At 60.4% G+C, this 21,935-nt stretch carries 19 protein-coding genes; 4 read left to right on the top strand and 15 right to left on the bottom strand.

Annotated elements, in window-relative coordinates:
* Position 1 precedes the first annotated feature (1 nt).
* The 8 genes from ASF84_RS12355 to ASF84_RS12320 all read right to left on the bottom strand — a co-directional run bounded on the left by ASF84_RS12355 (position 2) and on the right by ASF84_RS12320 (position 12,092).
* Positions 2-3,586, bottom strand: coding sequence for a glycosyltransferase (locus ASF84_RS12355; RefSeq protein WP_056838672.1), 3,585 nt, complete (start codon positions 3,584-3,586; stop codon positions 2-4).
* An 80-nt stretch (positions 3,587-3,666) separates the two neighbouring features.
* A complete protein-coding gene (locus ASF84_RS12350; RefSeq protein ID WP_056838670.1) occupies positions 3,667-5,256 on the bottom strand; it encodes a flagellar hook-associated protein 3 in 1,590 nt (529 codons plus the stop codon).
* 13 nt (positions 5,257-5,269) lie between these two features.
* Positions 5,270-7,303, bottom strand: coding sequence for a flagellar hook-associated protein FlgK (gene flgK / locus ASF84_RS12345; RefSeq protein WP_056838668.1), 2,034 nt, complete (start codon positions 7,301-7,303; stop codon positions 5,270-5,272).
* An 11-nt stretch (positions 7,304-7,314) separates the two neighbouring features.
* Positions 7,315-8,598: a flagellar assembly peptidoglycan hydrolase FlgJ gene (gene flgJ, locus ASF84_RS12340; RefSeq protein ID WP_056838666.1), complete on the bottom strand. Its 1,284-nt coding sequence runs from the start codon at positions 8,596-8,598 to the stop codon at positions 7,315-7,317.
* Positions 8,599-8,608: 10 nt separating this feature from the next.
* Complete coding sequence (locus tag ASF84_RS12335; protein ID WP_056838664.1) at positions 8,609-9,718, bottom strand: flagellar basal body P-ring protein FlgI; 1,110 nt, start codon at positions 9,716-9,718, stop codon at positions 8,609-8,611.
* Between the two features lie 13 nt (positions 9,719-9,731).
* A complete protein-coding gene (gene flgH / locus ASF84_RS12330; RefSeq protein WP_056838662.1) occupies positions 9,732-10,445 on the bottom strand; it encodes a flagellar basal body L-ring protein FlgH in 714 nt (237 codons plus the stop codon).
* Positions 10,446-10,516: 71 nt separating this feature from the next.
* Entirely contained in the window at positions 10,517-11,305 is a 789-nt protein-coding gene (gene flgG / locus ASF84_RS12325) for a flagellar basal-body rod protein FlgG (protein ID WP_056838660.1), read from the bottom strand.
* 49 nt (positions 11,306-11,354) lie between these two features.
* Complete coding sequence (locus tag ASF84_RS12320; RefSeq protein ID WP_056838657.1) at positions 11,355-12,092, bottom strand: flagellar basal body rod protein FlgF; 738 nt, start codon at positions 12,090-12,092, stop codon at positions 11,355-11,357.
* A gap of 277 nt (positions 12,093-12,369) precedes the next feature.
* Between ASF84_RS12320 and ASF84_RS12315 the strand changes: the two genes are divergently transcribed.
* On the top strand, positions 12,370-12,573 hold the full coding sequence (locus ASF84_RS12315) for a hypothetical protein (protein WP_056838654.1): 204 nt from the start codon (positions 12,370-12,372) through the stop codon (positions 12,571-12,573).
* Between the two features lie 453 nt (positions 12,574-13,026).
* On the opposite strand, the gene ASF84_RS12310 is transcribed toward ASF84_RS12315, so the two are convergent.
* The 7 genes from ASF84_RS12310 to ASF84_RS12280 all read right to left on the bottom strand — a co-directional run bounded on the left by ASF84_RS12310 (position 13,027) and on the right by ASF84_RS12280 (position 20,079).
* The gene (locus ASF84_RS12310; RefSeq protein WP_056838653.1) at positions 13,027-14,820 is read right to left on the bottom strand and encodes a flagellar hook-basal body complex protein; all 1,794 of its coding nucleotides are present in this window, start codon (positions 14,818-14,820) and stop codon (positions 13,027-13,029) included.
* A 257-nt stretch (positions 14,821-15,077) separates the two neighbouring features.
* Complete coding sequence (gene flgE / locus ASF84_RS12305; RefSeq protein WP_056838651.1) at positions 15,078-16,403, bottom strand: flagellar hook protein FlgE; 1,326 nt, start codon at positions 16,401-16,403, stop codon at positions 15,078-15,080.
* Positions 16,404-16,431: 28 nt separating this feature from the next.
* Positions 16,432-17,115, bottom strand: coding sequence for a flagellar hook assembly protein FlgD (locus tag ASF84_RS12300; protein ID WP_056838648.1), 684 nt, complete (start codon positions 17,113-17,115; stop codon positions 16,432-16,434).
* A gap of 14 nt (positions 17,116-17,129) precedes the next feature.
* Positions 17,130-17,573, bottom strand: coding sequence for a flagellar basal body rod protein FlgC (flgC, locus tag ASF84_RS12295; protein WP_056838647.1), 444 nt, complete (start codon positions 17,571-17,573; stop codon positions 17,130-17,132).
* 3 nt (positions 17,574-17,576) lie between these two features.
* Complete coding sequence (flgB, locus tag ASF84_RS12290; protein ID WP_056838645.1) at positions 17,577-17,987, bottom strand: flagellar basal body rod protein FlgB; 411 nt, start codon at positions 17,985-17,987, stop codon at positions 17,577-17,579.
* Positions 17,988-18,226: 239 nt separating this feature from the next.
* Positions 18,227-19,054 (bottom strand): protein-glutamate O-methyltransferase CheR, encoded by an 828-nt coding sequence (gene cheR / locus ASF84_RS12285; RefSeq protein WP_056838643.1) that lies wholly within the window; start codon positions 19,052-19,054, stop codon positions 18,227-18,229.
* A 92-nt stretch (positions 19,055-19,146) separates the two neighbouring features.
* Positions 19,147-20,079 carry a chemotaxis protein CheV gene (locus ASF84_RS12280; RefSeq protein ID WP_056838641.1) on the bottom strand — a complete coding sequence of 311 codons (933 nt, stop codon included), beginning with the start codon at positions 20,077-20,079 and terminating at the stop codon, positions 19,147-19,149.
* Positions 20,080-20,158: 79 nt separating this feature from the next.
* Here ASF84_RS12280 and flgA point away from each other — a divergent pair, with 79 nt between their 5' ends.
* The 3 genes from flgA to ASF84_RS12265 all read left to right on the top strand — a co-directional run bounded on the left by flgA (position 20,159) and on the right by ASF84_RS12265 (position 21,909).
* A complete protein-coding gene (gene flgA / locus ASF84_RS12275) occupies positions 20,159-20,917 on the top strand; it encodes a flagellar basal body P-ring formation chaperone FlgA (protein ID WP_056838639.1) in 759 nt (252 codons plus the stop codon).
* A gap of 171 nt (positions 20,918-21,088) precedes the next feature.
* Complete coding sequence (flgM, locus tag ASF84_RS12270) at positions 21,089-21,397, top strand: flagellar biosynthesis anti-sigma factor FlgM (RefSeq protein WP_056838637.1); 309 nt, start codon at positions 21,089-21,091, stop codon at positions 21,395-21,397.
* A gap of 44 nt (positions 21,398-21,441) precedes the next feature.
* Positions 21,442-21,909: a flagella synthesis protein FlgN gene (locus ASF84_RS12265; RefSeq protein ID WP_056838635.1), complete on the top strand. Its 468-nt coding sequence runs from the start codon at positions 21,442-21,444 to the stop codon at positions 21,907-21,909.
* Positions 21,910-21,935: the final 26 nt, after the last annotated feature.

Raw genomic sequence — 21,935 nt, 5'->3', positions numbered from 1 at the left:
ATTAATCGGGCAACCAACCGCTGGCCCAATACTGCAGATTCTCGCCGCGCAGCATGAAATCCCGTAGCACGGTCTCGCGCAACTCATTCCCCATCCGGTAACTGGCAGCCGGATCGGACAAGTGCATACGGATTGCGTCAAGCCACTCGTGTGAACTGTTACTCACGACACGCGTGGCTGGCAGGTGTCCCTGATACGCCTTGGTGTCGGAACAGATGACCGGATAACCACATGCCCCGTACTCCAGTAATCGCAAGTTACTTTTGCAATCATTGAAAATATGAAGTTCCAGGGGAGCCAATGCCAGATCCAGATTCAGGCTTGCCAGCTTGGCGGGATAGCGCTCAAGGCTGACCGCTTTATGAAACTCGTGAATATAGGGCTGCAGCAGTTCTGGGCACATGCCAAAGAAAACCCACTCGACCTCATCAGCCAACTCGCGAACGACATCGACAATCAGCTCCAGATCACCACGATGGCTGGTGCCACCGCCCCAACCGATTCTTGGTTTGGTCGAAGAGCGACGCACACTCTTCAGGTTGCTCCAGAGGTGTGGGGCCAGCATATTTGGCACGACCCGAATATCATGGTGCATGCTCGACAAGGCATCGGCCAGGGGCTGGGTCGACACCACCAGCCGGTCGCACATGCCAATACCTCTGCGCAACACGCTTTCCATGTTTTCCGGCATGCTGCGTCGATGCTCATTCTTTTCCGGCACATCGACAATGTAATCATCCAGTTCAAAGATGCGCATGGCATTGGAGCACACCCTGACCTGCTCGATCTCAAGCAATCTTATTTCGCTGTAACGCCCTTGAATCACAATGACATCTGGCTTCTGCAGCTCAACATCGGCAATCGAGGGCATTTCATAATCCACCTTCCCCACGATACGCCCAGCCGCCTCCAGCTCAGCCATCGGCTGACTGAGCCGATAATGTCCGACGGCCCCTGAGTTCACTGCCATGCCGAGAATGGAAGGCAGGTGCTGGGTACAAAAAGGATTCCAGCCCTTGCGCAGGCCCGGCTTGAGCTGCCAGGACTGTACCTCGGTCTGCATCAGGTTAGGGTTATAAGCCGGGTCGCGGGCAAAGGTGGGTAACCACTTCAGGCAAAGAGCCGTCTGCGCATTGAGCAACTGCTTTTGACGTTCAAGCGATCGCGCCTCGGCTTTCGCCTCTTCCAGCACAATCCGGGTTACCGGATCCCAAACCACCAGATAGCCTTGCCGACCGGCACGCAAGCACACATCAAGATCGTTAAGCCCCTGGATGAACGTGGTTTCATCCTGCGGCCCAAGCTCATTCAAAACGGCCTTGCGCACCATCAGGCAACGACCGCTTAAAACTGTCCAGTTTTGAGCGGTCTTGAGACGCTGCATGTAACCACTTGAGGACGGTGAGGCATGCAGCGAAGGCCTGCCAGCAAAACCTTCCATCCCCAATACCCTGCCGGCATGCTCGATTCTGTCTTGCGAATCGAGAATCATCGGCCCCACAACACCGACTTCAGGTCGTTGCGCATGATTGAGCAGGCCTTCAATCCAGTTGCCGTTGCAAACGCGCGTATGCACACCCAGAAACAGCAAGTAGTCGCCTCGCGCTTCTTGGGTGGCCAGATTCCAGGCCCCGGCCTCATTATCCCCGTCAACCGTGCTGACGATCCGCAGCTTGTCAGAGTTCATCGAGCTCATTGCGGCAAGCCAGGCCAAAGTCTGCTGACCCTGGCTGCCATGATCAACGATCAGCACCTCGTAATAGGGATAGGTCGTCGTACTGAGCAGGCTATCGAGGCAGCGTTCCAAGGCATCCAGGTGATCGCGGATGATGATCACAATCGTGACCAGCGGTTGGGCGCCATGCTGGTACTCGATCCGGTTGAGTAACTGACCATCATCATGATGAATGACGTGCGGGACACCCATACGCTGTAAATGCCCAGCCGTCAGTGCTTCGCTTGCCTGGGTAACGGCAGGCAATGCCAGCCAGTCAGCGAATGCCAGACTGGATTCGACCAGCACCTCAGAAATATGCTCGACTGCCTGCAGGCCTGCACTTTCGACAATCCGCCAGATCACATCCTGCGGTGCCAACTCGCCGTGCGCCGGATCGAAACCTCCAAGCGCCAGAACACTGCGCCGCTCAAAAGCCAAAACACGCCCTATATAGGGGTAGCTGCGCATCAGGTCCAGATTGAAATCAGGTTTGAAGACCGGATCTTGAGAGCGATCTTCGTGCAAGGCACCTTCGTCACTGTATACGCACTTGAGCCCCTGCATTTGAGCCACTCGCTCAGCCAGGATCAGCAGCGCAGGCTCAATCAACCTGTCACCGGCACGTACCACATAAATCCAGTCGGCGTGTTCGAGCAGAAGCAGCACGTCATTGAGTTGCTGAGTCCAGTTCTCCTGCAAGGGAATATGCAGAATCTGAACCTGGGCCTGCGCCGGAGCTTGCTCACCGCCCAGCACGACGATTGACTCAGGCGCATAGTCCTGTTTTTCGAGGCTGGTGAGGGTGATGTCGAGAAGCCCTGGATCGCCGGCAACGTCCATAATGATCGGGACGATGCGGGGACGGCTACGCCACGAAGCGATGCGCTGCGGTAAAAGTTTTTTCTGGGCGGGCGTGTATGTTCGGCAAGCCAGCCATTGCGCATACAGTTCGGCATAACTCTGGGCCGAAGTGCCTACCCGGTTACGCATAATGCCTTGACGCGTGGCTGCCAGTGCATAAAGCCCTACGTCATCCCATTCACGCGGCTCGATATGGGTGCTGTGCAAAGGCACAAACCGTGTCCAGCCAAGCAACGAATCGGTTTTTTCCTCGCGCACGTCGAGCATCTGCCGCAACCATCCGTTCTCAACCTGAGCGGCACTGGTGGCTTTGGCGCTGCTGCTCAAACGATCAGGGTGCAACCGCTCTACCAAAGCGACCGTGTGCAGCGCAACAAGGTGGGTACGCCGCAACAGGCAGATGAACAGGGCAAAATCCAGCAGTGCCATAAACCCCTGGCCGTCTTGAACCAGTTCCGGCAGATACTCCAGAACAGGCTCCCGTCGCATCAGGGCGGCGCTGAACCCGCCAAGGTCATTGGACAAAAGCTTGTCAAATTCAGACAGCAGGTCCACGCCATTGAACAGCGCGTCGTAGGGCACCAGGCCTGCATTTTCCATCCGCCCGGGCAAGACACAGTCATCGGCGTCAATAAAGTCTCGGCGCGACACGACCAACCCGACATCAAGGTTCTGACTCAGCGCCTGAGCCTGCCTGGCAATGCAAAACGGCAAAAGCTGATCGTCGTCACACAAAAACTTGATGTACTCGCCACCCGCCTCTTCAAGGCACTTGAGCAGGTTGCCCTGAAAGCCCAATCGTTGCGGATTGGCGACATAGCGCGCACGCGGGCTGCCAGCCTGGACAAGCTCATCGAAAACGGTCTTGATCTCGCCGGTCTGGCAGTCATCGCATACGATGATCTCCAAAGGCTCGTAAGACTGATCAAGCGCGCTTTGCAAGGCGGCCCGAAAAAAGCGGGGATTAAAAGCGGGGATAACAAGACTGACGAGAGGAGCTGAATTCACAGTGCGGACTCATGGGCTACGGGAGTCAGCAAGCGACTCCCTTGCTACCAAAAAAGGCTGAAGCGTCTGATTGCAAGGCATCAGATCTGGCTGAACAGGTTCAGCTTGGAGGCCTGGATAAAGACCTGTTGGGACGCTTGCAGCATGTTTTGCTGCAAGGTCAAACGGGTCGCGGCTTCAACGCCGTCAGACTTGGTAAAGGTCTCTGACTCGGTGACGTTGTTGCCCTTGATCATGTCGTTGGTCACACCTTGATCAATCGCCGCCTTTTGCCGTGCACCACTGGCCGAAATCGCAGTCGCCAGTTGCTCCCTGCCGCTGGCCAGGTTACCCAGTGCCGAGCTGAGCGAAGCCTGCAGCTTTTGCAGGCCCACCCCGTCGTTGTCGACCTTGGTATCGAGAGCGGTAATGATGTCCGTCAGGGTGTTGAGAATGTTTTTGGTCTGGTGCGTGCCGGACTCGATGATGAACTGGTCGCCTTGCTGCGGCGTACCACTGACGGTGAACCTGGCGCCGGCGGCATTGATCTGCGGACCAAAACCACTGCCGGTGGCCACGGGCGGGTTGCCATTGCTGACCGGCGAGGCATACAGCTCATAACCACTGTTGGTGAACTTGAGAATCGCGCCACCGGTAGGAAAGGCGTTGTTGTACAGGGCTTGCTCGGTCGCCGTAGTCCCCACCGCTGCCTGGGTAATGGTTGCAGACGAGGTGTTGCCGGGGCTGCGTGTCGCACTGATGCTGCTGGGTGTGGAGGTCAGTTGGTAGGTACGGTTCTGCAACGCCGTTTCGGCCGCGTCGGCACTGGCCCGCTCAGTCGCCGACAGGTTGACGTTCAGGGTCATGTCCACGCCACGGAAGATAAAGCCCTGGCTGGCTGAGCTGGCGTAATCAAACTTGCCGGCCGTGGAGGCATCGGCCGTGACATCGTTACCCGCGTTATCAGTGATCAGCATCTGCGGACCATCAACGAATGACAGGGTATACGGCTGGCCCGCGACATAGCTGGCATTGTAGGTGCTGGTGGACGACACGCTGCCACTGGACAGGTTGATCTTGCCATCATCAACAGCCGGACGGGTCAGGGTTGCAGAGGTGCGCGTCGTGTTGACCGCCTGCTCGAACGCTTCCCAGCCTGTGGTGATGCTGTTAAGTACCAGGCCATCACCCACTTCCAGCGAGACGCCGTTCTGGTCGCCTTGATAACTGTAAGTGCCATCAGAGTTACGAATATACGGCGGCTGCGCCGAATCGGAACCGGAAAACAGATAACGACCGTTGGCATCCTGGCTGTTCATCAGGCCCATGATCTGGCTCTGCAACTGCACCAGCTCCTGGGAGTTGGCCAGGCGGTCAGAGTCAGTCTGGCCACCGTTACCGGAGCTGATCACCAGTTCGCTGGCACGTTGCAGCGCGGTGATGATGCTCGTCATCGCCGTTTCGGTATTGGCCGTGTTGTTGTTCACGATGGTGATGTTATTGGCGTACTGCTCAAGCATCGCATTCTGCTGGGCCAGTTGCAGCACACGTGCTGCGCCCACCGGGTTATCGCTGGCGGTGTTGAGCTTGTTCTCGCTGCTGACTTCTTCGCCGGTCTTGACGTACTTGGCGTAGTTACGCTGATAGTTGGCTGCCGAGGTCTCGTAAATCTGGCCGGTGGAAATGCGCATGGTCTACGACTCCTTAAAGACTGTTGATCAGCGTGCTGAACATGGTCTGCGCCGCCTTGATGATTTGCGACGAGGCCGTGTAGTACTGCTGATACTTGATCAGGCTGGCGGCTTCTTCGTCCAGCGAGACGCCGGACACCGAGTCCCGCGCCGATTTGGACTGGGCCAGCACTGCTTCGGTGGCGGTCACATCGCTTTTGCCCTGGCTGGCATAGGTGCCGACGCTGGACACGATACTGGCGTAGGACTGGGTCATGCTCACGCCGACGCTGCCATTGGCCACGCCCACGGTGCGCTCGGTCTGCAGGCCCATGACGGCTGCGGCGTTGCGGTTGTCCGAGGAGCCGGCACCGGTCAGGCTGATGCTGAAGGTGTCCTTGGGGTTGGAGGTGCCCGACAGGCTCATTTCGAACCCGAACGAACTCGCTCCCGTCCCTACGTTGAATTTCAGCGTGTTGGTCTGGCCCTGGATCACGGTGCCGGTGATGGCGTTGCCACTTGGGTCCCTCACGGCCACGCCTTGGGCGTTGACCAGGCTGTAGCCCTGTACGCCGCCATTGACGTCGCCCATGACCAGGCGCATCGGCGTGGCATCCTTGATGCCGCTCTGCAGGTTGTTCAGTTCCGTGGCGTTGTAGATGTTCGGGGTCGTGGTCAGGACCGGCTGGGTAAAGCCACCGGTGCCGCTGTTGCTGACGCCGGCAGCGGCGGTCAGGGGCGCGGCGGCGGCAATGTCCTGCGGGTCGGTCATGACCACCGAGATACCGGAGGCGCCGTTACGGGTCGGGGTCACCTTGAAGGTGTCGCCGGCAGCCATGCCGCCACCCTGCAACGACAGGGAGAAGCCCTCGAAGGTTGGCGCCGGGTTGTCGGTCAGGTTGCCGGTGCCCACGCTTTCACCATTGGGCAGGCGACGCACGGTGTAGGCGCTGCCGCTGGTAAAGGTGACTTCGTAGTCGCTGGTCGACAGGACACTGGTGTCCTTGATGGTGACATTCAGGTTGCCCGAGCCTGGGCTGTTGCCGGTCTGGCCAAGGCTGCGCTGGCCGATGGCGGCCGTCGAGTTGATGTCACTGAACAGCGCGCTGCCGAAATTGCCCTTGAGGTCGATGCCCTGGGCCAGTTGGGTGTTGACCTGATCGGCCAGCACCAGGCCGATACGGCCCAGTTCGTTGCCCGCCGGTTGCAACACGTCAGAGCGATAGCGCAGCAGGCCACCAATGGACCCCCCGGTGACCACAGTAGAGACGTCGGTCGCACTGTTGCCGTAGGTGACCTGCACGGTGTACTGCGAAGGGTCGTTGGCGCCGGGCACTGCGCTCATCTTGAAAGACGAGCCGCCCACCACCAGCGACTGGCCCGTGCCGGTGTACACGTCGTAGCCGCCGTCGTTCTCGATGACCTTGACGCCGACCAGCTCATTGAGTTTGCGCACTGCTTCATTGCGCGAGTCGAGCAGGCTGTTGGGCGAGGTGTTGCCGCCGGAAGCCTGGGCGATCTGCTTGTTGAGGCTGGCAATGGTCGTCGTCAACTCATTGACGCCGTCGGTGTAGCTGCTGAGCTGGATATTGAGGTTGTCGTTCTGGGTGCTCAACTGCCCGGCGATGGAGTTCATGCGCGCGGCCAGCGACGACGCCTGGGTCAGGAACGCGGTGCGCTCGGCCGACTGGGTGGCGTTGCCCGACATGGTTTGCAGCTTGGTGAAGAACGACGACAGCTGCGCCGTCACACCCGTGGTGCTGTCGGACAGCAAGGTGTCGGTACGGCTGGCCTGGCTGGAATAGGCGGCGGCATCGGCCGTCAGCGCCGTGCTGTTGTGCAATTGGGTTTCCAGGTAGCCGTTGTAGATGCGACGCACATCCTGCAACGTGGTGCCGGTGCCGACATAACCGATGCCTACACCGACGCTGATCTGCACCGCTGCGGTCGTTCGCACTTGCTGGCGTGAATAGCCATCGGTGTCGATGTTGGCGGTGTTATTGCCGATGGTGTTGATCGCGGCAGTACTGGCATTCAGCCCTGAGAGCCCAATAGAAATCAGCGACATGGTTCAAGCCTTTATAAAGTCGTGGAAGAGCCCGTCACGGCGGCGTAGTTCTGGTAACTCTTCATCTGCTTAGCAATCTGGGTAATCTTGCTGGCGTAGTCCGGGTCCGTGGCATACCCGGCCTTTTGCAGCTCTTTTACAAACTGTTCCGGTTTATCGGCCGAGTTGATCACTTCTTTATAGCGACTGTTGTTCTGCAACAGGCTGACCAGGTCATGGAAGCTGTCGGCGAAGGAGTCGTAGGCGCGGAAGTTCGCCGTTTCCTTGACCATCTTGCCTTCACGGAACTCGCTGGTGATGGCGCGCGCCTCGGCGCCCTGCCATTTACCCATGGCCTTGATGCCGAACAGGTTGTGGCTGCTGCTGCCATCGCCCTGGCGCATGATCGATTTGCCCCAGCCGGTTTCCAGCGCCGCCTGGGCCACCAGCATGACCGGGTCGACGCCAATGCGAGCGGCGGCTTCCTTGGCCAGCGGCAGCATGGTCTCGACGAACTGGTCGGCATTGCTGAACGCCCGCTTGGCCGGGGCCAGCGGTGGCTGGGCCACGGTACGGGTCGACTCGATCGCCGGTGCTGCCAGGCTGGGGTCCAGGGTCCAGTCGCCGTTGCCGCGGGCCACCAGTTCCTTGTGATTGCCAGCGCCGGTGGCGCCGGGCACGTTGATGCGATGATTGGCCTGATCCTGGGCGGTGGCCGCCGACGGCACGATGCCGGCCAGCAGGCGGTCGGTGAGCTTGCCGGGCAGCGACAGGCGCCGTGTATTGAGCATGGCCATGTCGTTGCGGGCATGACCGGACGCGTCGGTGGCCGCCAGGGCTTGAGCCGAATTCGAGCGACTGGCCCACAACGGCTGCTGGTAGATGCCCGAGGCCAGCCCTGGACGCGGGGCTTTTTCACCGGCCGCGTCAGTGGCCTTGGTGGCGGCAGCAGGATCAAGCTGGGTGGCCGGCGCGTGGTTCACGCCCTTGTCCTTGGACAACTGGCGCATCAGCACGTCCTGCAGGCCGATGCCGTTGCCACGGGTCGACAGGGTCACGGCCAGTTGCTGGTCGTACATGTCCTGGTACTGGCGGGTGGCCGCGGTGTTCATCGGATTGTCCTTGGCCAGCACTTCGTTGGCCGAACGCATGGCCTTGAGCATCTGGCTGACAAACAGCGATTCGAACTCGCGGGCGACCTTCCTGAGGTTTTCCGGGCTGTCCTTGTCACCGTTTTTCAACGAGGCCAGGCGGGTGACGTCGGTGTAGGCACCCGAATCAACCACACCGGACCCTGCGCTCTTGGGCATATCCATGGACGCCTCCTCAGATCACGATCAGGTCGGCCTGCAAGGCGCCGGCCTGTTTCAGGGCTTCAAGAATGGCCATCAGGTCGCCGGGCGCGGCGCCTACCTGGTTGACTGCACGTACGATCTCATCAAGCGTGGTGCCAGGGCCGAACTTGAACATCGGCTTCATTTCCTGCTGTGCATTCAGGCGCGAGCGCGGCACTACCGCCGTCTGGCCGCCGGACAGTGCGCCTGGCTGGCTGACGATCGGGTCTTCGGTGATGGTCACGGTCAGGCTGCCGTGGGTCACGGCGGCCGGCGAGACCTTGACGTTCTGGCCGATCACGATCGTGCCGGTGCGCGAATTGATGATCACTTTGGCAGCGGTCTGGCCCGGGTCGATTTCCAGGTTTTCCAGGATCGACAGGTAGTCGACGCGCTGACCCGGGTCCAGCGGCGCGGTCACCCGCACCGAACCCCCGTCCAGGGCCTGGGCAACGCCCGGACCCAGCAGGTCGTTGATCTTGTCGACCACGCGCTTGGCGGTGGTGAAGTCGGAACGATTGAGGTTCAAGGTCAGCGAATTGCCCTGGTTAAAACCGCTCGGTACCGAACGTTCGACCGTCGCGCCACCCGGAATACGGCCAGACGACGGAACGTTGACGGTGATCTTCGAGCCGTCACGGCCTTCGGCATCGAAGCCGCCGACCACCAGGTTGCCCTGGGCCACGGCATAGACGTTGCCGTCGATACCCTTGAGGGGCGTCATCAGCAGGCTGCCACCGCGCAGGCTCTTGGAGTTACCGATCGAAGACACGGTGATGTCCACTTGCTGACCAGGCTTGGCAAACGGCGGCAGGTCGGCATAAATGGCCACGGCGGCCACGTTCTTGAGCTGCACAGTACCGGAACCAGGCGGCACCTTGATGCCGAACTGCGCCAGCATGTTGTTGAACGTCTGCAAGGTAAACGGCGTTTGGGTGGTCTGGTCACCGGTGCCGTTGAGACCCACCACCAGGCCGTAGCCGATCAACTGGTTGGTCCGCACGCCGGAGATGCTGGCAATGTCTTTCAAGCGTTCGGCCTGCGCAGCCAGAGGCGCGCAAATCAGCAAAACGGCAGTAATCAGTTTATTGAGCGTGCGCATGGCTATCCCGCGATCAGAAAGGGAACAACGGGCTGAGGAAGAACCGGTCGAACCAGCCTGGCTGGCTGGTATCGGCAAAGGCCCCAGTACCTGAATAGGTGATGCGCGCGTCGGCTACCCGCGTCGACGACACGGTGTTGTCGGTGGCGATGTCATCGGCACGGATCAGGCCGGCAATCCGCACCAGCTCATTGCCGGTGTTGAGTGTCATCCACTTTTCACCCCGCACCGAAAGAATACCGTTGGGCAGCACGTCGGCGACGGTGACGGTAACCGAACCGGTCAGGCTGTTGCTCTGCGCCGCCTTGCTGTCACCTTCGTTGGCACGGGAGCCTTCGTAGCCGGCGCTCAGGCTCAGGTCATTGCTGCCGATCGGGTTATTGGTGGTCAGGCCGGAGCCGAACAGTGAGGTCAGGCCGACGCTGGTATTGCTTTTCTTGTTCATGTCGGAGCTGGCCGCCTTGCTGGCCGCCATGCGCTCGGACAGGGTGATGGTGATGATGTCACCGACCCGGAAGGCCTTGCGGTCGCCGTACAGGTTCTGCTCGAAGCCGGCCTGGTAGATGGCGCCATTGTTGGCCGCCGCCGACATCGGCGTGCGGGGCAGCACCGGAGCGTAATAAGGGTCATCGGGCTTGGCCGCCGGTGCTACGCAACCTGTCAGCAGGGCAGCGGCGCACAGCGGAGCGATCAGCACTGGAAAACGCGAAACGGAGAAGCGTTTCATGACTCTTGAAACCTCGCGGTGAAGCCGGCGCCGGACAGGCGCCGTGTCGGATTGAGCTGATCCATCAGGGCTTAAAGGGTTTGCACCAGGTTCTGCATCATCTGGTCGGCGCTGGAAATGACCTTGGAGTTCATTTCGTAGGCACGCTGGGTGGTGATCATGTTGACCAGTTCCTCGACCGTGCTGACGTTGGAGTTCTCCAGGGTGTTCTGCAACACCGGGCCCAGGCCGTTCAGGCCAGGCTGGCCGACTTGCGGCGCGCCGCTGGAAGCGGTTTCCAGGAACAGGTTGCCACCCATGGCCTGCAGGCCGGCCGGGTTGATGAAGTCGGTGGTCTGGATGTTGCCGATCACCTGTGGCGTGGCCGTAGCGCCTGCCAGGGTCACGGTGACGGTACCGTCCTGGCCCACGGTGAAGGTCTGGGCGTTTTGCGGCACGACCACTGCAGGCTCCAGGGCAAAACCGTTGGAGGTCACGATCTGGCCGGTGCTGTCCAGGTGAAAGGTGCCATCGCGGGTGTAGGCGATGGTGCCGTCAGGCTGCATGACCTGAAAGAAGCCGCGACCGTTGACCGCCAGGTCCAGCGGGTTCTCGGTGGTCTGCAGGCTGCCGGCCACGAAGCTTTTCTGGGTGCCGACGATGCGCACACCGGTACCCAGTTGCAGGCCCGAAGGCAACTCGCTGTCCTGGGTCGACTGGGCACCTGGCTGACGCTTGATCTGGTACAGCAAGTCCTGGAACTCGGCGCGGTCGCGTTTGAAGCCGGTGGTCGAGACGTTGGCCAGGTTGTTGGAGATGGTCGTCAGGTTGGTGTCCTGAGCGGCCAGACCGGTCTTGGCGACGTAGAGAGCAGGAAGCATGGGGTTTCTCCTCAAGCGCCGGTTTGTCGGCGCAGGCTGTCAATGGGGGTCAGATCTGCAAGACGCGAGCCATTGCCGCATCGTCTTCTTCTGCTGTCTTCATCATTTTTACGTGCAATTCGAACTGCCGGGACAAGGCCAGGATCGAGGTCATTTCCTCGACCGCATTGACGTTGCTGGCCTGCAGAAAGCCGGACTCGACCCGTACGTTGGCATCCACCGGGGCGGCCTGGCCGCTCTTGGTGTGGATCAGGCCATCGGGGCCTTTTTCCATGGTCGACAGGTCCGGGTTGACCAGCTTGATACGGTCGATCTGCGCCATCACCTGCGGGCTCTCACCCAGGGCGCGGACGCTGATGGTGCCGTCGGAGCCGATTTCGATCTGCTGCTGGGGCGGCACGGCAATCGGGCCGCCGTTGCCCATGACCGGCAAACCGCTGCCGTCGCGCAGGATACCCAGCGCGTCGATGTTCATGCCGGAGGTGCGGGTATAGGCTTCACCGCCATCAGCGGTCTGCACGGCAATCCAGCCATCGCCATTGACCGAGATGTCCAGGTCGCGCCCGGTCTCGATCAGGGTGCCGCTGGAAAAGTCGGTGCCGGGACGCTCGGTCAAGGCGTACGCCCGCGACGGCAGCGCCTCGCCAAACACCGGCATCGACCGGGCCTGCTCGAAATCGCGCAGAAAGCCATTGGTCGACACGTTTGCCAGGTTGTTGGCTCGCGCCTTTTGCGCAACGGCGTTTTCCGAAGCACCGGTCATGGCCACGTAAAGCAACTTGTCCACAGTCTTCCTCCTCCGACAGACGTTTGCCGCCTGTAGCTGTTATGCCATTACCCAGCAAGTTTCGGACCAGTTTTTCAAAGCCGATACAAAGTTGCCTATCGGCAGCAATGACAGGGCCCTGCCGAGACGGGCCGTAACGGGGTGCGCGGCAAGGCGGCGACGAACTGCCGCCAGGCGCCAAAAAAACTTCATGGACGGCGCTTGGCGAATGCGCGAGGGGCGCTTATCGTAGTGGCCATTGTTTCAGCATTCTGAGGTTTGCCTCCTGGAGAATCGCATGCAACGCCTTTGTGGCTGGCGCCACGGCATCACCGGCCTGCTGGCCGCCAGCCTGCTCACCTGCGCCGCCCTCGCCCATGCGGCGCCTGCGCGCTATTACAAATGGCAAGGCACCGACCGTGTTGTCTGCGCCCAGACCAGCCCAGGGCATGGCTGGACACGGCTGAATGGCTTTTACGTCAAGTCCGACTGCTCGATCTGACGCCCCCGCATCACTGACACCGCGCTGCCTCACAGCAAACATGGGGCCCTGGTAGGAGCGCGCTTGCCCGCGACCGAGTGCGTAGCGCTCGCAGAAATCTGCGAAACGCTGCAAATTTACGACTGCTAACGCAGCCGGTCGCGGCTAAAGCCGCTCCTACGCCGCCCTTATGTTTGCTGCGCAACAGCGCTCCGCATTGGCGTGGGTCGCGCTTGGGCGACCGAGTGCGTAGCGCTCGCAAAATCGCGGAAACGCTGAAAATTTACGAATGCTGCGCAGCCGGTCGCGGGCAAGACGGATGGCCGCCCCCGCGCTCCTACAGGGGTGAATTCAATATTCAATAGAATCAGTGAGTTATTTGTGCCTGAGAGCGGCTTCGGCCGCTGACGGCACGAATGAGATCCGTGCCGCCCGCCTTCCCGGCTGAAGCCGGTCCTACCGCCCAGCGTATCGCTATGTGGACTGGATCAGGGTCTGCAGCAGGTTGGTTTCGGTCGAGATCACCTTGGAGTTGCCCTGAAAAGCGGTTTGCGCCTGCACCAGCTCAACCAGTTCAGCGGTCAGGTCCACATTTGATGCCTCCAGCGAGTTGGCCACCAGACTGCCCACACCCCCCTGCCCTGGCGTCTGATAATCAGCAATGCCCGAGGCATGGGTCTGGCGCCAGCGGGTTTCGCTCTGCGGGATCAAGCCCTGCTCGTTGCTGAACCGCGCCAGCATCACCTGGCCAATGGGCCGGTACAGGCCATTGCTGAACGAAGCCTGCAACACGCCGTCACGCCCTACGCTGATGCCGGACAAGGCACCGGGCGCATGGCCGTCGACGTGCACCGAGCTGCGCGCAGTATCGGCATTGTGCTGGGTCAGGCGGTCGATCTGGATCCGCAGGCCGTCGGGATGCGCCGTGGCACCATTGGGCGCCCACAGCGCCTCACCGCGACGTGGCTGCCACGCCGGTAGCCAGCCGTGCACCACCAGCGCATCGCCATCAAGCTCAAGCCCTGGGCTGCCGGTGACGCTGCTCAGTTGGCCACTGCTGTCGAACAACAGGCTGGCGGTCATCGGCTCGCTGCTTTGCGGGTCGACCGGATTGCGGTCATTGACCAGCACATGCAGCTTCCAGCTATTGGTGCCGTCCTTGACGAAGTACTGCCGCAGGTCATGGACATTGCCCAGCGAATCATGAATCGCACTGGAAAACATCTTGCTGTAGGCCCCGACATCACTGGGACGAAACGCTGGCAAAGGACGCGCCATGAGCGGGTCGGCTTCATCGATCAGGCTCAACCCCCCGTCGAGCAGTGGCAAGGCCACCTTGCCACCGTTACCGGCAGGACTGGCCGTCCATTGCCCGTTGACCTGCCGGGCAGGCTTCCAGCCACTGAGGGCAAATTCGGTGTCCGAGACCTTGCTGACCTGCTGATTGCCGCCGGCCAGCACAACGCTGCCATCGCTGTGCCGGCGCACGGCCCATTGCAGCGGCGTACTGGCCGTCGGGTCCAGCGGGTTGCGCCCGTCGACGGTGACGTACACCTCCCAGCGATCAGCATCGGTCTTGACGAAATACTGCTTGAATTCATGGTCAGCCGGCGGCACGGCCGGACTGCCGGGACGAATGACCACGCCGCCGGCATCGACCAGCTCAGGCACCGCCGCCACGCCCTGGTCCTGGATCGTGCGTGTCACCACCCGCGTGTAAGTGTTGGGGTCTCCGGCATCGAATGGCCGCAGCGTGGCCAGCGAAGGCATGCCGGCACCGAGATTGACCGCCTGCTTGAGTTCACGACTGGCGGCCGGCTGCATGACCGAGGTGTCGATCTTCAGGTCGCTGCGCACGCCATTGATGATTGCGCCCTGGGCATCCACGCCATACCCCTGCAGACGGTTGCCGTCACTGTCGACAATGAAGTCCTCGGCATCCTTGTGAAAGGCCCCGGCGCGGGTATAGGCCAGCGAGCCCTGTTCGCTGACCACGAAAAAACCGTTGCCCTGGATACGCATGTCCAACGGCGCGCCGGCACTGCTCATGGCCACGCCAGAGCTGAAGTTCTGCGCGATATTGGCCAGGCGCACCCCGTCACCTGCAGCGTTCTGGCCGCCACCCAATTGCGCGGCCGAATACAGGGCGGCAAATTCTGCCCGGGAAGACTTGAAGCCGACCGTGCCGACGTTGGCAATATTGTTACCCGCCACTTCAAGGCGCTTGTGGGCCGCGCGCAGCCCGCTCATGGCAACATTGAATGTCATGGAAACTCCTGAGCCGCCTGGCGCGGCCGTTCATTGAGAGGCTTGAGGGTTCGCTCTTCGGCACCGGCATTCGTCACGAATCACCCGGCCTGAACGCCTGCGAATTTCAGTCTCGCATCAATGAAAGTGGGAATTTCCACTGTTAAAAGTAGGAACTTTCCTGGGACTTTTAAGTTAACGACACCATCACATTTTTAATCCCCGGACGCAAAAAAGCCCCTGCAGGCAGGGGCTTTTCGAGACTCACGCAACAGACATTACATCTGGATGGTGGTCTGCAGGATGGTGCTCTGGGTGGAGATGGTCTTGGCGTTCGCCTGGTAGTTGCTTTGCGCCTTGATCAGCTCGACCAGCTCGGACGTCAGATCGACGTTGGACTCTTCCAGCGCCTGACCGGTGACATAGCCCAGGGTACCGGTTTGTGGCGCGCCACTGACCGGCACGCCCGACGAGAACGTCTCGCGCCAGTTGGTGCCACCGGCCGCTTCCAGGCCCTGCACGTTGGCGAAGGTGGTCAGCGAGACCTGGCCGATGACTTTCGACTGGCCGTTGGTGTAGGTGGCGAACAGGCTGCCGCTGGCGTCGACGCTCATGGCGCTGACTTGCCCGGTGGCATAGCCGTTCTGGGTCTGGCTGATCAGGCCGGACGCTGCGGCGGTCTGCTTGACGTTCGTCATGTCCAGCTTGATGCCGGTGGGCGAACCGGCAGCGCCGTTGGCGGCCCAGGTCGCGGTGGTGCCGGTGCCACTCTGTACGCCGGGGACCCAGCCATTGACCTGCAAGGTGCCGTCGGCATTGAGGGTCACGGCGCCCGAGGTGACCGGTGCACCGGTGCCCGAGTTGATCAGGTTACCGCTGGAATCAAAGGTCAGCTTGGTTTCAGTCGTGGTTGTCGTCGTCGGATCGGTGATGTTGCGACCGTTGACCAGACTGTGCATCGACCAGGTGTTGACGCCGGTCTTGACGAAGTAGTTTTCCAGCTTGTGCTCGTTACCCTGGGTGTCATAGATCGGGGTGTCGTACTTGAAGTTGTACGACTTGGTGTCGGTCGCGTCGAAGGTCGACAGCGTCGGCAGGGCAGTCGAGGAGTTCAGGTTCGCGGAGTTGGTGATCTGCGACGTGGTGTTGGGCACCAGGTTCGAGGTGTCAATGCGCATCCGGCCCAGCGTACCCACACCGATCGCGCCATTGCCGTCGACGTTGTAGCCCTGCAGGTTCATACCTTCGCTGTTGACGATGTAGCCTTCACGGTCAGTGTGGAACGCACCGGCACGGGTATAGAGCTTCTCGCCGTTGTTGGTCAGCATGAAGAAGCCGCTGCCGTTGATGGCCATGTCCAGGCTGTTGCCGGTACCGGTCGCCAGGTTGCCCTGGGTGAACTCCTGCGAGATAGCGCCGATGGCCACGCCGCTGCCGGTGCTGACGCCGCCGGAGGTGGCACGAATCGATTGGGCATACTGGTCGCGGAACTCGACACGCGACGACTTGAAGCCATTGGTGGCGACGTTGGCAATGTTGTTGCCGGTGACGTCAAGATGCTTGTTGGCCGCAAAGAGACCACTAAGACCGATATTGAAAGACATTTACAACTCCTCGCCGTCTGCCCGGCTCTTACAATCCGATGGTCTGTACTTTGGACAGGGCGATGCTGCTGCCGCCGGCCAGGTTAAGGGTCATGTCGCCGCCTGTGGTCGCGGTCGTCACACTGTTGACGGTGGCCGGCAGGTAGGTGCCCAGGGCGGTGCCCTCGCCATTGATCGACGCATTGACCTTGAAGGTGTAGTTGCCGGCCGGTGCTGCGCTGCCGTCATCCTTGATGCCGTCCCAGGTGAAGCTTTGGGTACCAACCGGCAAGGCGCCCAGGTCGACGGTGTCGGCCAGAGTGCCGTTGGCATCGTAGACACTGAGCGTGGTGCTGGTGGTGGTGGCCGGGACGACCACCGAACCGGTCAGGCCCTTGCCGGCATCAACGTGCACACTGCTGGCCTCGACAATCACCGAACGCCCGACCAGCGACGAGGCCTGCAGGGCCTGCGACGACTTGTAGATGGTGGCGATGGAATCGACCGTGCCGGTCAGGTTCTGCATGCTTTCCAGGCTGCTGAACTGCGCCAGCTGGGCCACGAACTGGGTGTTGTCCTGAGGATCCAGAGGGTTCTGGTTCTTCATCTGGGTCACCAGCAGTTGCAGGAACGCGTCCTTGCCCAGGGCACTGGTGCCGTCGTTGGTCTTGGTCTTGGTCGGGTTCTGCAGCGAATTGATGAATTTCGCCGATACATCGTTTTCAACAGCCATGGTTCATGCCCTCATTACTGACCCAGGGTCAGAACCTTCTGCATCATGGTTTTGGCGGTGTTCATGATTTCGACGTTGGTCTGGAACGAACGACTGGCGGAAATCATGTCGGCCATTTCTTCCACGACATTGACGTTGGGGTAGTAGACGTACCCGTTGCCGTCGGCAGAAGGATGATTGGGCTCGTAGCGGGCTTCAAGGTTGGAGGTGTCCTCGATGATGCCCGAGACCTGCACGCCCTGCCCGGCCTGACCCTGGTCCTGGAACAGGGAACCACCACCGATCGACTGCTGGCCTTCAAGCACGGTGGCGAACACCGGATGACGGGCACGATAGGTCTGGTCCATGCTCGACGACACGGTTTCAGCGTTGGCAATGTTACTGGCAGTGGTGTTCAGACGCGTGGTCTGGGCACTCATGGCGCTGCCGGCAATGTTGAAGACATTCGATAGCGACATGAATCACTCTCCGCGCAGGGCCGATACCAGCCCTTTGAACTTACTGTTGAGCAGCGTGAAGCTGGCCTGGAACGACATGGAGTTCTGGGTGTAACTGGCCTGCTCCACTTGCGAGTCGACGGTGTTCTGGTCCAGCGACGGCGCCGACGGGGTGCGATACAGCAGCACGCCCTCGTTGTCGCTGCCGCTGCCCTGAGCCTCGATATGGCGACCGTTGGTGGTGTTCATGGCGAACTGGCCCTTGTTGACCTTCTCGGTCTCGGCCGCCAGCACGGCAGAAAAATCCAGGTCACGCGCCTTGTAGCCCGGGGTATCGGCGTTGGAAATGTTGTTGGCCAACACCTCGGCCCGCTGGGCGCGGAAATTCAGGGCTTTTTCGTGGATGCCAAGTGCTTTATCGAAATTGATGCTCATGTCGGGAAACCTTTACCGGTTGACCTGATGTACGTATCACAGACAAAGCAATCGGCATGCCATGTTGTCGAACGCCATGTTTGCTAGGGTTTTGCCACGCACAGGCGGCAGGCATGCCAGAAAAGCGGCAAGGGATTACCGCCAGGAGGGAGGCGGCGGCAAGCGGAGTGTCGTTTTTTTGCCAGAAGATGGCACGAGGGTTGCCGCTGCGTGGCAGATCACGCAACGGCAAGGGCGGCTTATTTGGCCTTGTAGATGATGCCCGGGCTGCACTGGACCATCTGGTAATGATCCGGCAGGCCGTTAAGCGCTTCGGAAGCCCCCAGGAACAAATAGCCACCCGGCTTGAGCACACTGTGGATGCGCAGCAGGATGTCCTTCTTCACCTCGGCGGAAAAGTAGATCAGCACGTTGCGACAGAACACGATGTCGAACTTGCCCAGGCTGGCATAGCTGTCGAGCAGGTTGAACGAACGGAATTCGACCCGACTCTTGATCGGTGCCTTCACCGCCCAGCGCCCCGGCGTCTTGACGTCGAAGTACCGCTGCAGGCGTTCCGGCGACAGGCCGCGGCCGATGGCCAGGCTGTCGTATTCGCCGCTCTTGCAGTTATTGAGCATCAGGCTGGAAAGGTCGGTGGCCACGATCTGCACACCGGTCTTGAGCTGCCCCGGGTTACTACGCTCGAACTCGTCGATCGACATCGACAACGAGTACGGCTCCTGCCCGGAAGAACAGGCCGCCGACCAGATACGCAGGCGCTGGCCAGGGCTGGCCTTGATCTGCTCGGGCAAGACCTTGTTCTTGAGCACCTCGAACGGATAGGTGTCGCGAAACCACAGGGTTTCGTTGGTGGTCATTGCGTCGACCACCTGCTCGCGCAGCCCGCTGCGCGGCTGGGACTGCATGCGCTGCACCAGTTCGCCCAGGCTCTTGATGCCCTGCTGCTCCATCAGCTTGTTGAGGCGGCTGGAAACAAGGTACTGCTTGTTTTCACCCAGCAGGATGCCACAGGCTTTTTCCAGAAAGACCCGGAACTGTTCAAAATCCAAATTACCCGTAGACAAAAGTACCGCCTCTCAAATCATGTGAACGTGCAGGGTGCATGACCCTGGTGGGACGGCTCGCAGGTGCGCATGCAAGCCTGCGACCCACTTTGCTAGCTTTGGTCTGCTGCCTTGATCCGGGACACGACGCGTGCCGCCAGGTCATCGGGCCGGAATTTCGCCAGGAAATCATCGGCACCGACTTTTTTGACCATTGCCTGGTTGAACACCCCCGACAACGAAGTGTGCAGGGTGATGTGCATCTTGTTCATCCGCGGATCATTGCGTATGGCTGCCGTCAAGGTATAGCCATCCATCTCCGGCATTTCAATGTCGGAGATCATCATCAGGAATTCTTCTTCGGGTTTCTTGCCCTCGGCGATCAGCGCCAGCAGGTAATCGAGCGCCTGGCGACCATCATTGAGCGCGACCACTTCTACACCGACTGTTTCCAGGCAACGGCTGACCTGCTTGCGCGCCACGGACGAGTCGTCGACGGTCAGTACCCGCAGCGAGACAGCCTTATGATGAGTGTCTGCATCAATCACACCGACCGACACGGCTTCGGAGATCGGCGCCACCTCGGCCAGGATTTTCTCGACGTCGATGATTTCCACCAACTGATTGTCGACGCGCGTGACGGCGGTCAGGTAGTGGTCGCGACCAGTGCCCTTGGGTGGCGGATGAATCTCCTCCCAGTTCATGTTCACGATGCGTTCGACCGAATGCACCAGAAACCCCTGCACCTTGGTGTTGTACTCGGTGATGATGACGAAGGTGTTTTCCAGCGAGATCATCCCGGCGGAACCGGTGGCCATGGCCAGGTCCAGAATCGGAATCGTGCCACCGCGGATATTGGCCACACCACGCACGATCCTGCTCGATTTGGGCATGATGGTGAGTTTCGGGCATTGCAGTACTTCTTTGACCTTGAAAACGTTGATCCCGTAGAGCTGCTTGCCTTGCAGGCGAAACAGCAACAGCTCCAGGCGATTCTGACCAACCAGCTGCGTGCGCTGGTTTACCGAATCCATTACACCTGCCATGCCCTGCCCCCCTTACCTCAACCATCGATTACCACATGCCAGGGATGGCAAGCGGCACGAGCCTTGCTTTTTATACGTCATGAACGACAAGACGACAATTTTTCGACACGCCGCATTAGAAACCCGCCACTGGCTGGGCGCAATCGTCATGCTGTGCCTGTTGTGCACTGCAAATCCCGGTCGAGCCGAGAATTTCACACTGCCTGAACAGCTTATCGGCGTCACCGAGGGGTTTCTTGAGTACACCGTACAAGAGTATTTGGCGAGCAGCCAGATCGAGGGCCGCCATGAGATTCAGGTCCGGCAACTGGACCCGCGCATGCGCCTGGCGTTTTGCGACAAGGATTTGACAGCGACACTGGAGAGCCAGCGCCCGGTAGGCCGGGTCACCGTGCGGGTACGCTGCGAGGGCTCATCCCCCTGGACTGTCTATGTGCCGGCCCAGGTGCAACTGTTTCGCACCGTGGTCATCGCCACGCGACCGCTCAAGCGTGACACGGTCATCAATGAGCAAGACATTGCCTTGCGCGAGCGGGATGTCGGCACGCTGAACCAGGGCTTTCTGCCATCACTGGACCTGGCCATCGGGCAGAAACTTGTCCGACCAGCGGTCGTCGATCAGGTGCTGTCGCCCACGTTTCTCGAACAACCCGCCATGATCCGCAAGGGTGACCAGGTGGTGATTATCGCGCGCAGCGCCAGCCTGGCGGTGCGCATGCCGGGCGAGGCACTGTCCGATGGCGGGCTCAATGAACAGATACGGGTACGCAACCTCAACTCCAAGCGGGTGATAAAGGCCAGCATTACAGGCCCCGGGCAAGTGGAAGTGGCCATGTGAACGGCATTGATATCGATTGAAGCTGGTGTGTGGCGCCGGTTTTTTCTAGACTGCACCGCATATCCAGGCGCGCAATGCCTGCTGTCCAGGCTTTGCAACATTGCGCCTAAAGTTTTCCATGGGTTAGCCGAAAACAAGGCAAGCGTCCAAAATACCCAGAGGTTTTCAATCATGCCCATCGATTTCAGTCGACTTAGTAACTCACAGTCCGTAGGCAGTACTTCGCGCACCAGCGGCGCCAAGGAAACCGGCAAGGCCGAGAGCTTGCCTGCGACGGCCGCCACCAAGAATGCCGGCGAATCAGTACACCTGAGCAGTGAGGCTCAACAGCTGCAGAAGATCACCGACAAGCTGGCTGATCTGCCGACCGTCAACAGTGCCCGGGTTGCCGAGCTCAAACAGGCGATCGCAGACGGCAGTTACGTGGTCGACAGCAACCGTGTAGCCAGCAAGCTGCTCGGCTTCGAAGCCGCGCGCTAAGTCTCGCGCGGGACTTTCTGGACGCTTGAAAACCAGAGCATGCGATGCAAGACACTACTTTGCTGCAGATGATTACCGATGACATGGTCCCGACCCGCCAACTGCTGGAGTTATTGCAGAGCGAGTCGCTGGTGCTGCACGGTCGGGACATGACCGAGATGGAGCGGATCCTCGCGCAGAAGCAGGCGCTGGTGATCCAGCTCGAGCAACACGGCCGGAGGCGCAGCCAGGTGCTGGCCAGCCTGGGCCTGCCGACCAACCGCCAGGGCCTGGAAACATTGGCCGGCCAGTCCTCTGTAGGCGAGCAATTGCTTGAAGCCGGTGACGAACTGGCGACTCTCATCGGCGAATGCCAGGCACTCAACGAACAAAACGGCAAGCTGATTCAGTTGCAGCAGATGACAACCGCTCATCAATTGCGCATTCTGAACGGCGGCGAGACACCCTCGCTATACGACAGCCGGGGCTCAACAGCCGGTAGAGCCAAGCCGCGCCCTCTCAGCCAGGCCTAACTTGCTGTTTAAAGCCGCCCCACATG

It is taken from the genome of Pseudomonas sp. Leaf127, from assembly GCF_001423155.1.
GTDB lineage: Bacteria > Pseudomonadota > Gammaproteobacteria > Pseudomonadales > Pseudomonadaceae > Aquipseudomonas > Aquipseudomonas ovata.
Note: the sequence above shows the minus strand (reverse complement) of the source record. Positions and strands in the feature narration are given on the sequence as shown.